11 protein-coding genes are annotated in these 13,178 nt (G+C 55.8%); 9 read left to right on the top strand and 2 right to left on the bottom strand.

Going from position 1 to position 13,178, the window contains the following annotated elements:
- Positions 1-34: 34 nt before the first annotated feature.
- From mazG to eno, 3 genes are all read left to right on the top strand, one after another.
- Positions 35-826 (top strand): nucleoside triphosphate pyrophosphohydrolase, encoded by a 792-nt coding sequence (gene mazG, locus M8318_RS13880; RefSeq protein ID WP_262663233.1) that lies wholly within the window; start codon positions 35-37, stop codon positions 824-826.
- 224 nt (positions 827-1,050) lie between these two features.
- Positions 1,051-2,688 carry a glutamine hydrolyzing CTP synthase gene (gene pyrG, locus M8318_RS13875; RefSeq protein ID WP_262663231.1) on the top strand — a complete coding sequence of 546 codons (1,638 nt, stop codon included), beginning with the start codon at positions 1,051-1,053 and terminating at the stop codon, positions 2,686-2,688.
- 81 nt (positions 2,689-2,769) lie between these two features.
- Positions 2,770-4,065, top strand: coding sequence for a phosphopyruvate hydratase (gene eno, locus M8318_RS13870; RefSeq protein ID WP_106994461.1), 1,296 nt, complete (start codon positions 2,770-2,772; stop codon positions 4,063-4,065).
- 56 nt (positions 4,066-4,121) lie between these two features.
- On the opposite strand, the gene M8318_RS13865 is transcribed toward eno, so the two are convergent.
- Positions 4,122-4,946 (bottom strand): MurR/RpiR family transcriptional regulator, encoded by an 825-nt coding sequence (locus M8318_RS13865; protein ID WP_262663229.1) that lies wholly within the window; start codon positions 4,944-4,946, stop codon positions 4,122-4,124.
- Positions 4,947-5,112: 166 nt separating this feature from the next.
- Here M8318_RS13865 and M8318_RS13860 point away from each other — a divergent pair, with 166 nt between their 5' ends.
- Genes M8318_RS13860 through queE form a run of 3 tightly spaced genes read left to right on the top strand, consistent with a single transcriptional unit; the run spans position 5,113 to position 8,102 of the window.
- Positions 5,113-6,669, top strand: a complete 1,557-nt coding sequence (locus tag M8318_RS13860; protein WP_262663228.1) for a maltose/glucose-specific PTS transporter subunit IIC — start codon at positions 5,113-5,115, stop codon at positions 6,667-6,669.
- Positions 6,669-7,376: an N-acetylmannosamine-6-phosphate 2-epimerase gene (locus tag M8318_RS13855; RefSeq protein WP_262663227.1), complete on the top strand. Its 708-nt coding sequence runs from the start codon at positions 6,669-6,671 to the stop codon at positions 7,374-7,376. Before M8318_RS13860 ends, M8318_RS13855 begins: the two co-directional genes overlap by 1 nt.
- Positions 7,377-7,430: 54 nt before the next feature.
- Complete coding sequence (gene queE, locus M8318_RS13850; protein WP_166183755.1) at positions 7,431-8,102, top strand: 7-carboxy-7-deazaguanine synthase QueE; 672 nt, start codon at positions 7,431-7,433, stop codon at positions 8,100-8,102.
- A gap of 54 nt (positions 8,103-8,156) precedes the next feature.
- Here the strand turns inward: queE and queD are convergent, their stop codons facing one another.
- Complete coding sequence (gene queD / locus M8318_RS13845; RefSeq protein ID WP_262663226.1) at positions 8,157-8,519, bottom strand: 6-carboxytetrahydropterin synthase QueD; 363 nt, start codon at positions 8,517-8,519, stop codon at positions 8,157-8,159.
- A 304-nt stretch (positions 8,520-8,823) separates the two neighbouring features.
- On the opposite strand from queD, the gene cysJ reads away from it, so the two are divergent.
- The 3 genes from cysJ to cysH are packed head-to-tail and all read left to right on the top strand — an operon-like array spanning position 8,824 to position 13,091.
- The gene (cysJ, locus tag M8318_RS13840) at positions 8,824-10,629 is read left to right on the top strand and encodes an NADPH-dependent assimilatory sulfite reductase flavoprotein subunit (RefSeq protein ID WP_262663225.1); all 1,806 of its coding nucleotides are present in this window, start codon (positions 8,824-8,826) and stop codon (positions 10,627-10,629) included.
- Complete coding sequence (gene cysI, locus M8318_RS13835; protein ID WP_262663223.1) at positions 10,629-12,341, top strand: assimilatory sulfite reductase (NADPH) hemoprotein subunit; 1,713 nt, start codon at positions 10,629-10,631, stop codon at positions 12,339-12,341. Before cysJ ends, cysI begins: the two co-directional genes overlap by 1 nt.
- Before the next feature lie 15 nt (positions 12,342-12,356).
- A complete protein-coding gene (gene cysH / locus M8318_RS13830; RefSeq protein WP_166183746.1) occupies positions 12,357-13,091 on the top strand; it encodes a phosphoadenosine phosphosulfate reductase in 735 nt (244 codons plus the stop codon).
- Positions 13,092-13,178: the final 87 nt, after the last annotated feature.

Raw genomic sequence — 13,178 nt, 5'->3', positions numbered from 1 at the left:
GCCACCCGGCGTTACCGATTTAACAGGATAAGACATGACCCAAATCGACCGCCTGCTCGGCATTATGCAACGTCTGCGCGACCCGGAAACCGGCTGTCCGTGGGACAAAGAGCAGACTTTCGCCACCATCGCCCCCTACACCCTGGAAGAGACCTACGAGGTGCTGGACGCCATCTCCCGGGAAGATTTTGACGATCTGCGCGGCGAGCTGGGTGACCTGCTGTTCCAGGTAGTGTTCTACGCCCAGATGGCCCAGGAAGAGGGGCGCTTTGATTTCAACGACATCTGCGCCGCCATCAGCGATAAGCTGGAACGCCGTCACCCGCATATCTTTGGCGATGCCATCGCGGAAAACAGTACCGACGTGCTGGCCCGCTGGGAGCAGATCAAAAGCGCGGAACGGGCTGAAAAATCCCAGCATTCAGCGCTGGACGATATCCCGTTAAGCCTGCCGGCGCTGATGCGTGCGCATAAGATCCAGAAACGCTGCTCGACGGTGGGGTTTGACTGGACCTCTTTAGGCCCGGTGCTCGACAAAGTGCATGAAGAGATCGACGAAGTGATGCACGAAGCGCAGCAGGCGGTAGTGGACCAGGAGAAGGTGGAAGAGGAGATGGGCGATCTGCTGTTTGCCACCGTCAACCTCTCCCGTCATTTAGGAGTTAAAGCCGAAGTGGCGCTGCAAAAAGCCAACCTCAAATTCGAACGCCGCTTCCGGGAAGTGGAGCGCATTATCGCGGCCCGCGGCCTGGAAATGACCGGCGTGGACCTCGATGCGATGGAAGAAGTCTGGCAAGAAGTAAAACGCCAGGAATCTGATCTCTAACGGGTTTTTGCGATCAAGCGCAATTTGTGTGATTTTTTAAATGACAAGCGCTTGATTTGCGTCAAAAACATTTACCCAAAAGGGGCTATTTTCTCACTCCCAATATGAGTCAAAGCCTGAGACAGGAGACGGAGAATGAAAGTTTGTGGCGCTCGCCGTGTTCGGGTATACTACTTTCCCGTCCTGGTTATTCCATCGTTTCACCCTAACTTCTCAGGTTCAGCATGACAACGAACTATATTTTTGTGACCGGCGGGGTTGTATCCTCTCTGGGTAAAGGCATTGCCGCAGCCTCCCTCGCAGCCATTCTTGAAGCCCGTGGCCTCAATGTGACCATGATGAAGCTGGATCCGTACATCAACGTCGATCCAGGTACCATGAGCCCGATCCAACACGGGGAAGTGTTCGTTACTGAAGACGGCGCTGAAACCGATCTGGACCTGGGTCACTACGAGCGCTTCATTCGCACCAAAATGACCCGTCGTAACAACTTCACGACCGGCCGTATCTACTCCGACGTTCTGCGCAAAGAGCGCCGTGGCGACTATCTGGGCGCTACCGTTCAGGTCATCCCGCACATCACCAACGCCATTAAAGAGCGTGTTCTGGCTGGTGGCGAAGGTCACGACGTGGTGCTGGTAGAGATCGGCGGTACTGTCGGTGATATCGAATCCCTGCCGTTCCTGGAAGCAATTCGTCAGCTGGCGGTGGATATTGGTCGTGAACACGCGCTGTTCATGCACCTGACTCTGGTGCCGTACATGGCTGCCGCAGGTGAAGTGAAAACCAAGCCGACCCAGCACTCTGTGAAAGAGCTGCTCTCCATCGGTATTCAGCCTGATATCCTGGTTTGCCGTTCCGATCGTACCGTTCCGGCTAACGAACGTGCGAAAATTGCATTGTTCTGTAACGTGCCAGAAAAAGCTGTTATTTCAATGAAAGATGTCGATTCCATTTATAAAATCCCGGGCCTGTTGAAATCACAGGGCCTCGACGATTATATTTGTAAACGATTCAGCTTGAACTGTCCGGACGCAAACCTGTCAGAATGGGAACAGGTGATTTACGAAGAAGCGAACCCGGCAGGCGAAGTGACTATCGGTATGGTCGGCAAGTACATTGAACTGCCGGACGCCTATAAGTCAGTTATCGAAGCGCTGAAACACGGTGGCCTGAAGAACCGCGTAACCGTCAACATCAAGCTGATTGATTCGCAGGATGTTGAAACCCGCGGTGTCGACATTCTGAAAGATCTGGATGCTATTCTGATCCCTGGTGGCTTCGGCTACCGTGGTGTTGAAGGCAAGATCGCTACCGCACGCTATGCGCGTGAAAACAATATTCCTTACCTCGGCATTTGCCTGGGTATGCAGGTTGCGCTGATTGAATTCGCCCGCAACGTGGTGGGGATGGAAAACGCGAACTCTACGGAATTTGTGCCAGACTGTAAGTACCCTGTTGTGGCGCTTATCACCGAATGGCGCGACGAAGAAGGTAACGTCGAAGTCCGTACCGAGAAGAGCGATCTGGGTGGCACGATGCGTCTGGGTGCACAGGCTTGTCAGCTCTCTGACGACAGCCTGGTTCGCCAGATGTACGGTGCGCCGACAATCACTGAACGCCATCGTCACCGTTATGAAGTCAACAACCTGCTGTTGAAACAAATTGAAGCTGCGGGTCTGCGTATTGCGGGCCGCTCCGGGGATGATCAGTTGGTCGAGATCATCGAAGTGCCGAACCACCCATGGTTCGTCGCCTGTCAGTTCCACCCGGAATTTACTTCTACGCCGCGTGATGGACATCCGCTGTTTGCTGGCTTTGTGAAAGCCGCCAGTGAGTTCCAGAAGCGTCAGGCGAAGTAAGAAAAGTTAGAACGGCAGCGCGTACAAAGGTACGCGCTGTTTGTCTGGAGTTTTAGTTTAACTTGTACTGAGGAAAATCTAATGTCCAAAATCGTTAAAGTCATCGGTCGTGAAATCATCGACTCCCGTGGTAACCCGACTGTTGAAGCCGAAGTACACCTGGAAGGTGGTTTCGTCGGTATGGCAGCTGCGCCGTCAGGTGCTTCTACTGGTTCCCGCGAAGCGCTGGAACTGCGCGATGGCGACAAATCCCGTTTCCTGGGCAAAGGCGTAACCAAAGCTGTTGGCGCGGTTAACGGCCCAATTGCACAGGCAATCCTTGGCAAAGACGCCAAAGACCAGGCTGGCATCGATAAAATCATGATCGATCTGGACGGTACTGAAAACAAATCTAACTTCGGTGCGAACGCAATCCTGGCTGTTTCCCTGGCGAACGCCAAAGCAGCAGCTGCTTCTAAAGGTCAGCCACTGTTCGAACACATCGCTGAACTGAACGGCACTCCAGGCAAATACTCTATGCCAGTTCCGATGATGAACATCATCAACGGCGGCGAGCACGCAGACAACAACGTTGATATTCAGGAATTTATGATTCAGCCAGTTGGCGCGAAATCCCTGAAAGAAGCAGTACGTATGGGTTCTGAAGTGTTCCACAACCTGGCTAAAGTTCTGAAAGCTAAAGGTATGAACACTGCAGTAGGTGACGAAGGTGGTTATGCACCTAACCTGGGCTCCAACGCCGAAGCACTGGCTGTAATCGCTGAAGCGGTTAAAGCAGCAGGCTACGAGCTGGGCACCGACATCACCCTGGCGATGGACTGTGCAGCATCTGAATTCTACAAAGACGGTAAATACGTTCTGGCTGGCGAAGGCAACAAAGCCTTCACCTCTGAAGAGTTCACTCACTTCCTGGAAGACCTGACCAAACAGTACCCAATCGTTTCTATCGAAGACGGTCTGGACGAGTCTGACTGGGATGGTTTCGCATACCAGACCAAAGTTCTGGGCGACAAAATCCAGCTGGTTGGTGACGATCTGTTCGTAACCAACACCAAGATCCTGAAAGAAGGTATCGAGAAAGGCATCGTTAACTCCATCCTGATCAAATTCAACCAGATCGGTTCTCTGACCGAAACTCTGGCTGCGATCAAAATGGCGAAAGACGCTGGCTACACTGCCGTTATCTCTCACCGTTCAGGCGAAACTGAAGACGCTACCATCGCTGACCTGGCTGTTGGTACCGCTGCTGGCCAGATCAAAACCGGTTCTATGAGCCGTTCTGACCGTGTTGCTAAATACAACCAGCTGATTCGTATCGAAGAAGCGCTGGGCGAAAAAGCACCATACAACGGCCGTAAAGAGATCAAAGGTCAGTAATTCTGAACCTTAATCTTTAGAAAAAACCCGCTTCGGCGGGTTTTTTTATGCCTGCGTTAAAGCAGCAAGGGCAGGGTAGCGCTGGCGGTTTGCTGGCTGGCGTCGCCGTAGCGGATGTCCAGGGAGATGAGCGTGGTGGCAAGCAGCTCCACCAAAAGCATCACCCCTACTTTGGCATTCATCGCGCCGGCGCTGAGCGGGCCTTCGGGTTTTGCCGCAACCAGCTGCATATCGCTGATTGAAGCCAGCGGGCTACGCGGCGTATTGCTGAGCGCCAGCACGCGTGCCCCACGTTTACGCGCAAGTTTCACTACGTGCAGCAGATCGCGGGTTGATCCTGAACTCGAGATCGCCACCACCAGATCCTCTTTACCCAGCGTGGTTGCGCTCATCGAGGCGCGGTGCATGTCGCTTAGCAACTGCGCAGGTTTACCCAGACGCAGCAGTTTGTAGTGCAAATAGTCACCCAGGATGGCGCTTGCCGCCACGCCGTAGATATAAACCGAACGCGCCTGATGCAGAGCCTGGGCGGCCTGCAGGAGCATATCCCTGTCAAGCAGCCGGGCGGTATCCCGCAGCGCCAGAACGGACTCTTCCACGACCTCATCCACCCGATCGCCCTGCGCAACCGGTGCCTGGTCACGCTGAACGTCCAGCGCCAGCGCCATCTTGAACTCCGTATAGCCTTTACAACCCAGCGTGCGGCAAAGTCTGGTCACGCTTGCCTCGCTGGTTTCGCTCTCACGCGCCAGTTCGGTAATGGTGAAATAGAGCACTTTTGCCGGATCGCTTAAGACGAACTCGCCCAGTTTTTGCTGGGTCGGACTATAGCCAGAGACACCCTGTCGCAGCCTCAGCAGCAGATTTTCATTTTCTGACATGCAAAATCCTTAATGCGTTTCTCTGTGGGCTAGTGTGGAGGAAAGCGGGGGCGAGACGCCAGACATTTTAAAAAAGTATGATCGCTCTCCAGGTTATTGGTGATAATTTTCACTTCTTATTTTATATGTGGTAAAAATTTTCATCAAATAACCGGGGAGTGAAAAAATGATGCAACTGTTCAGCGGCGCCTCATCGGGCGCATGGTTTGAAAAAGCCCAGCGCTTTGGCAAATCCTTTATGTTACCCATTGCCGTGCTGCCCGCCGCGGGTCTGCTGTTAGGCATTGGCGGCGCACTGTCGAATCCCAATACACTCGCGGCCTACCCCTTCCTGGATGTGAGCTGGCTCCAGGCGATATTCACTATCATGAGCAGCGCCGGCTCGATTGTCTTTGCCAATCTCTCGGTACTTTTTGCCGTGGGGGTTGCCGTGGGGCTGGCGAAAACCGATAAGGGCACTGCGGGCCTGGCGGCACTGCTGGCGTTCCTGGTAATGAATGCCACCATTAACGCCCTGCTGATCCTTAATGGCACCCTTGCGCAGGAGAACCCCGGCGCGGTGGGGCAGGGGATGACGCTGGGTATTCAGACCCTGGAAACTGGCGTCTTTGGCGGGGTGGTCATCGGGCTGGTAACCTGTACCTTGCACCATCGGTTTAACAAAATTGCCCTGCCGCAATTTCTCGGTTTCTTTGGCGGGTCACGCTTTGTCCCTATTATCAGTTCGCTGGCGGCGATACTGGTGGGCGCGATCATGACCGTCGTCTGGCCGCATTTTCAGAAGCTGATTTTTGGCCTCGGCGGTCTGGTCGATGCGACCGGGTATCTGGGCACCTTCCTGTACGGCTTTATCCTGCGTATGCTCGGGCCTTTCGGCCTGCATCATATTTTCTATCTTCCCTTCTGGACCACCGCCCTTGGCGGCAGCGAGATCGTCAACGGTCAGCTGATTGAAGGTACACAGCGCATCTTCTTTGCCCAGCTCGCCGACCCGAATACCCAGCAGTTCTACGAGGGCACTTCGCGCTTCATGTCCGGACGCTTTATCACCATGATGTTTGGCCTGATCGGTGCTTGTCTGGCGATGTATCACACGGCAAAGCCGGAAAATAAAAAGCGGGTCGCGGGGCTGCTGCTTTCGGCGGCGCTGACCTCTTTCCTGACCGGTATCACCGAGCCTATCGAGTTCTCCTTCCTCTTCATCGCCCCGGTGCTGTACGTCATTCACGCACTGTTCGACGGGCTGGCCTTTATGCTTGCCCATATTCTGCACATCACCATAGGGCAGACCTTCTCAGGCGGTTTTATCGATTTCGTTCTGTTTGGCATTCTGCAGGGCGAAGCCAAAACCCACTGGCTGTACGTGCCGCTGGTCGGGGTCCCGTGGTTCTTCCTGTACTACTTCACCTTCCGCTTCCTGATTAACCGTTTCGATTTTGCGACCCCGGGCCGGGAGAAAGAGGCCGTAGCAGAAACCGCGCTTCCTCAAAGCGAACGGGCGCAGGCGATTATTGAAGGCCTGGGTGGCAGGGAGAATCTGGACGAGGTGGACTGCTGCGCCACACGTTTACGCGTGACGGTGAAAGACGGTGGCAAAGTGAACGAAGCCATGCTCAAGGCAACCGGCGCTCGCGGCGTGATCCTGCGGGGCAATGGCGTACAGGTTATCTACGGTCCGCATGTCACCATCATCAAAAACGAAGTTGAAGAGATCTTATCGTAATGAAAAATGTACTGGATATTTTGAAAGGTAAGCTGATCGTCTCCTGTCAGGCGCTGGATAACGAACCCTTACACAGCCCGTTTATTATGGCGCGCATGGCGCTGGCGGCGGCGCAGGGCGGGGCGGTGGCCATCCGCGCCAACAGCGTCGTGGACATCGAGGCCATCAAAAAACAGGTTTCGCTGCCGGTGATTGGCATTATCAAGCGCGACTATCCGGACAGCGAGGTCTTTATTACCGCCACGCTGCGGGAGGTGGATGAACTGATGGCCGTAAAACCGGAGATTATCGCTCTTGATGCTACCGCGCGTCCGCGTCCCGGCGGCCAGACGCTCGCCGGGCTGATGACAGCGATCCGGGCGCGATACCCGTCCCAACTGCTGATGGCGGATATCGCCACGGTAGAGGAGGCGAAAACCGCCCAGGCGCTGGGTTTTGACTGCGTGGGCACCACGCTCTATGGCTATACGGCCGATACCGCAGGCCATAAGCTGAAAGAGCGGGAGTGCGAGTTTCTGCGGGAGGTCGTCGCGGCGGTCACCATCCCGGTGGTGGCCGAAGGCAACGTCGAAACGCCGGAACTGGCTGCCCGCTGTCTTGAGTCAGGCGCGTATACGGTGGTGGTAGGTGGGGCGATCACGCGCCCGCAGCAGATTACGGCGCGATTTGTTGGGGCAATCGAGGCACAGAGCACCGATCGGGCATGATCCTGGGCCGGGGATCTGCGATACTTAACGTTTATCCCCTTCTTTGAGATGACTATGCAGTACCCGATTAACGAGATGTTCCAGACCCTGCAAGGCGAGGGTTACTTCACCGGCGTTCCCGCTATCTTCATTCGTCTGCAGGGATGCCCGGTGGGTTGTGCCTGGTGTGATACCAAACATACCTGGGAAACGCTTAGCGATCGGGAAGTGTCACTGTTCAGCATCCTGGCCAAAACCAAAGAGAGCGACAAATGGGGCGCGGCGAACCCGGAAGATCTGCTGGCGATTATTGGCCGTCAGGGCTGGACCGCGCGTCATGTGGTGATCACCGGCGGCGAGCCCTGCATCCATGACCTGATCCCGCTGACCTCGCTGCTCGAAAAAAACGGCTTTAGCTGCCAGATTGAGACCAGCGGTACGCACGAAGTGCGCTGCTCTCACACCACCTGGGTGACGGTATCGCCAAAAGTGAATATGCGTGGCGGTTACAATGTGCTGTCCCAGGCGCTGGAGCGTGCCGATGAGATTAAGCATCCGGTAGGCCGCGTTCGTGATATCGAAGCGCTGGATGAACTGCTGGAGACGCTGACCGATGACAAACAGCGCGTTATTGCGCTGCAACCGATCAGCCAGAAAGAGGACGCCACGCGTCTGTGCATTGAGACCTGTATTGCGCGCAACTGGCGTCTGTCGATGCAGACCCACAAATACCTGAATATCGCCTGAAAAAAAGCCCGGTGGCGCGCACGCTTACCGGGCTTATAACGCTTGCCTGATTGATTACCCGCGATAGACACAACCCGCCGTGCAGGTCTCTTTGATCATCACCGCGCTCAGCAGTGGCACCAGCGGTTTAATCTCTTCCCAGATCCATTTCGCCAGCACTTCGCTGGTCGGATTTTCCAGTCCCGGAATATCATTCAGATAGAAGTGATCGAGGCGATCATAGGTCGGCTTAAACGCGGCCTTCAGCTCGGCAAAATCCATGATCCAACCGGTATGCGGATCGACGTCACCCGTGATCTCCAGACGCACCATAAAGGAGTGCCCGTGCAGGCGACCACATTTATGGCCTTCCGGGACATGAGGGAGATGGTGGGCGGCTTCGAAGATGAAATCTTTAAACAGTGTGGTGGACATCATGAACTCTCAAGAATGCGGAAAAAACCGCCGCATAATACCGGAAAGCACCTTTTTTATCATTACCTAAAACGGCCCTTACCACCCGATACGCTTTGAGTGGGCAGTAACCTTATTTTTATCTTTTATTTTCATGCAGTTAATTAATCGTTTTTATTGTTAAGAACGATAGCAAAAACAGGTTAGTCCATTTGGTTATTTATTATTTCCATCCCGTCTTTAATTGTTATGATCCGCGCCGTTAACCTTACACTCTGTTCTGTCTTTCAGATAAAAATTCAGCTTTGCTACTGGAACATAACGACGCATGACAACACAGGCCCCACCTTCAAATTTGCTTCCCCTGAACCCGGAGCAACTGGCACGCCTGCAGGCAGCCACCACTGATTTTTCACCTACCCAGCTTGCCTGGGTCTCTGGTTATTTCTGGGGAATGCTCAATCAACAGCCGGGTGCTGTGGTGAGTGCACCGGCTGCGGCCGTTGAGATCCCGGTAATTACGCTTATCTCCGCTTCGCAAACCGGCAATGCCCGTCGCGTGGCGGAAGCCCTGCGGGACGATCTGCTGGCGGCCAAACTGAACGTGAACCTGGTGAACGCCGGGGATTATAAATTTAAGCAAATCGCGTCAGAGAAGCTGGTTGTCGTTGTGACCTCTACCCAGGGCGAAGGTGAGCCGCCTGAAGAAGCGGTGGCGCTGCATAAGTTCTTGTTCTCGAAAAAAGCGCCAAAACTGGCGGGCACCGCCTTTGCGGTCTTCGGTCTCGGCGACTCCTCCTACGAATTCTTCTGCCAGTCGGGCAAAGATTTTGACAGCAAGCTGGCCGAACTGGGTGGCGAGCGCCTGCTCGATCGCGTGGATACTGACGTCGAATACCAGGCCGCGGCTGCCGAATGGCGCGCACGCATTGTTGACGTGCTGAAAGCCCGCGTGCCGAAAGAGACGCCGGCGCAGGCGGCAGTCACTGCCGCTGGCGTGGTAAACGACATTCATACCAGCCCGTACACCAAAGAAGCGCCGCTGACGGCGAGCCTAGCGGTTAATCAGAAAATCACCGGTCGTGATTCTGAGAAAGACGTGCGCCATATCGAAATCGATTTAGGCGACTCCGGCCTGCGCTACCAGCCGGGCGATGCCCTTGGCGTCTGGTATCAGAACGATCCGGCGCTGGTGAAAGAGCTGGTTGAGCTGCTGTGGCTGAAGGGCGATGAAGTGGTGACGGTAGACGGCAAAACCCTGCCGCTCTCGGAAGCGCTGCAGTGGCATTTCGAGCTGACCGTCAATACCGCCAACATCGTGGAAAACTATGCCACCCTGACCCGCAGCGAATCCCTGCTGCCGCTGGTGGGCGACAAAGCCAAACTGCAACACTACGCCACCACCACGCCAATTGTGGACATGGTGCGTTTCGCGCCAGCGCAGCTGGATGCCGATGCGTTAATCGGCCTGCTGCGTCCGCTGACGCCGCGCCTGTACTCTATCGCTTCGGCCCAGGCCGAGGTGGAAAGCGAAGTCCACGTCACCGTGGGCGTGGTGCGTTACGACATCGAAGGTCGCGCCCGTGCCGGTGGTGCCTCCAGCTTCCTGGCAGATCGTGTGGAAGAAGAGGGCGAGGTGCGGGTCTTTATCGAGCACAACGACAACTTCCGTCTGCCAGCCAACCCGGAAACCCCGGTGATCATGATTGGCCCGGGCACCGGCATCGCGCCGTTCCGCGCCTTTATGCAGCAGCGCGCCGCCGATGAAGCGCCGGGTAAAAACTGGTTGTTCTTTGGTAACCCGCACTTCACCGAAGATTTCCTCTACCAGGTAGAGTGGCAGCGCTATGTGAAAGAGGGCGTGCTCTCGCGCATCGATCTGGCCTGGTCCCGCGATCAAAAACAAAAAATATACGTACAAGACAAACTGCGCGAACAGGGCGCAGAGCTGTGGCGCTGGATTAATGACGGTGCCCACATTTATGTCTGCGGCGACGCCAATCGCATGGCGAAAGACGTTGAGCAGGCGTTGCTGGAAGTAATTGCTGAATTCGGTGGCATGGATACTGAATCGGCGGATGAATTTTTAAGTGAGCTGCGCGTCGAGCGCCGTTATCAGCGAGATGTCTACTAATGAGCGAAAAACATCCTGGCCCTCTGGTGGTCGAAGGCAAACTGACTGATGCCGAGCGCATGAAGGTTGATAGTAACTACCTGCGCGGCACCATTGCCGAAGATTTAAATGACGGTCTGACCGGCGGTTTCAACGGCGACAACTTCCTGCTGATCCGTTTCCACGGCATGTACCAACAGGACGATCGCGATATCCGCGCCGAGCGTGCTGAACAGAAGCTGGAGCCGCGTCACGCGATGCTGCTGCGCTGCCGTCTGCCGGGTGGCATCATCACCACCAGACAGTGGCAGGCGATCGACAAATTCGCCCATGACAACACCATTTACGGCAGCATCCGTCTGACCAACCGTCAGACCTTCCAGTTCCACGGCATTCTGAAGAAGAACGTGAAGCCGGTACACCAGATGCTGCACTCCGTCGGGCTGGACGCGCTGGCGACCGCCAACGACATGAACCGTAACGTGTTGTGTACTTCCAACCCGTACGAGTCCGAGCTGCACGCTGAAGCCTACGAGTGGGCGAAGAAGATCTCCGAACATCTGCTGCCGCGCACCCGCGCCTATGCTGAGATCTGGCTGGATCAGGAGAAGGTTGCGACCACCGACGAAGAGCCGATCCTCGGTCAGACCTATCTGCCGCGTAAGTTTAAAACCACGGTAGTGATCCCGCCGCAGAACGATATCGATCTGCACGCCAACGACATGAACTTCGTGGCGATTGCCGAGAACGGCAAGCTGGTGGGCTTCAACCTGCTGGTGGGCGGTGGTCTGTCGATTGAGCACGGCAACAAAAAAACCTACGCCCGCACCGCGAGCGAGTTTGGCTATCTGCCGCTGGAGCACACCCTGGCGGTGGCCGAAGCGGTGGTGACCACCCAGCGCGACTGGGGTAACCGTACCGATCGTAAAAATGCCAAGACCAAATACACCCTGGAACGCGTCGGCGTAGAGACCTTTAAAGAAGAAGTGGAGCGTCGCGCCGGTATCAAGTTTGAGCCGATCCGTCCGTACGAATTCACCGGTCGCGGCGATCGCATCGGCTGGGTAAAAGGTATCGACAATAAATGGCACCTGACGCTGTTTATTGAGAACGGTCGTATTCTCGATTATCCGGGCCGTCCGCTAAAAACCGGGCTGCTGGAGATCGCAAAGATCCACAAAGGCGAGTTCCGCATTACCGCCAACCAGAACCTGATCATTGCCGGCGTGCCGGAAAGCGAGAAAGCGAAGATCGAGAAGCTGGCGCGGGATCACACCCTAATGGACGCGGTAAAACCGCAGCGTGAAAACTCGATGGCCTGCGTCTCCTTCCCGACCTGTCCGCTGGCGATGGCCGAAGCCGAGCGCTTCCTGCCGTCGTTCACCGACAAAGTGGAAGCGGTGCTGGAAAAACACGGCATTCCTGACGAGCATATCGTGATGCGCGTCACCGGCTGCCCGAACGGCTGTGGCCGTGCGATGCTGGCGGAGCTGGGTCTGGTGGGCAAAGCCCCGGGCCGTTACAACCTGCACCTCGGGGGTAACCGCAGCGGAACGCGCATTCCGCGTATGTATCGCGAGAACATTACGGAACCAGAAATTCTTGACTCCATAGACCTGCTTGTCGGGCGCTGGGCGAAAGAGCGCGAAGCGGGTGAAGGCTTCGGCGACTTTACGGTGCGTGCGGGCATCATTCGTCCAGTGCTCGATCCCGCCCGGGATTTCTGGGAGTAACTACGAGAGGTAATTATGTCCGTACTCGATCTAAACGCCCTTAACGATCTGCCCAAAGTCGAACGTATTCTGGCCCTGGCGGAAACTAACGCCCAGCTGGAAAAGCTCGACGCCGAAGGCCGTGTCGCCTGGGCGCTGGAAAACCTGCCGGGTGAATATGTGCTCTCCTCGAGCTTTGGTATTCAGGCGGCGGTCAGCCTGCATCTGGTGAATAAGATCCGTCCGGACATTCCGGTGATCCTTACCGACACTGGCTACCTGTTCCCGGAAACCTACCAGTTTATTGACGAACTGACGGACAAGCTGCAGCTGAACCTGAAGGTCTACCGTGCCGAACAGAGCGCGGCCTGGCAGGAGGCGCGCTACGGCAAGCTGTGGGAGCAGGGCGTAGAGGGTATTGAGAAATACAATGCCATCAACAAAGTCGAGCCGATGAACCGGGCGCTGTCCGACCTTAACGCCAAAACCTGGTTTGCCGGTCTGCGCCGGGATCAGTCCGGTAGCCGGGCGTCATTACCGGTGCTGGCGATCCAGCGTGGGGTGTTCAAGGTGCTGCCGATTATCGACTGGGACAACCGGACCGTATACCAGTACCTGCAGCAGCACGGCCTGAAATACCATCCGCTGTGGGATCAGGGTTATCTGTCGGTGGGGGATACCCACACCACCCGCAAATGGGAGCCGGGTATGGCGGAAGAAGAGACCCGTTTCTTTGGCCTCAAGCGCGAGTGTGGATTGCACGAAGGGTGATTGATGTGCCCGGTGGCGCTGCGCTTACCGGGCCTACGGTTCGTGTCGTTTGTAGGCCCGGTAAGGCGTAGCCGCCACCGGGCATGT

Origin of the sequence: Leclercia tamurae, from assembly GCF_025566055.1 — a bacterium.
Lineage (GTDB): Bacteria > Pseudomonadota > Gammaproteobacteria > Enterobacterales > Enterobacteriaceae > Enterobacter > Enterobacter tamurae.
This window is presented reverse-complemented; position numbering and strand designations above follow the sequence as displayed.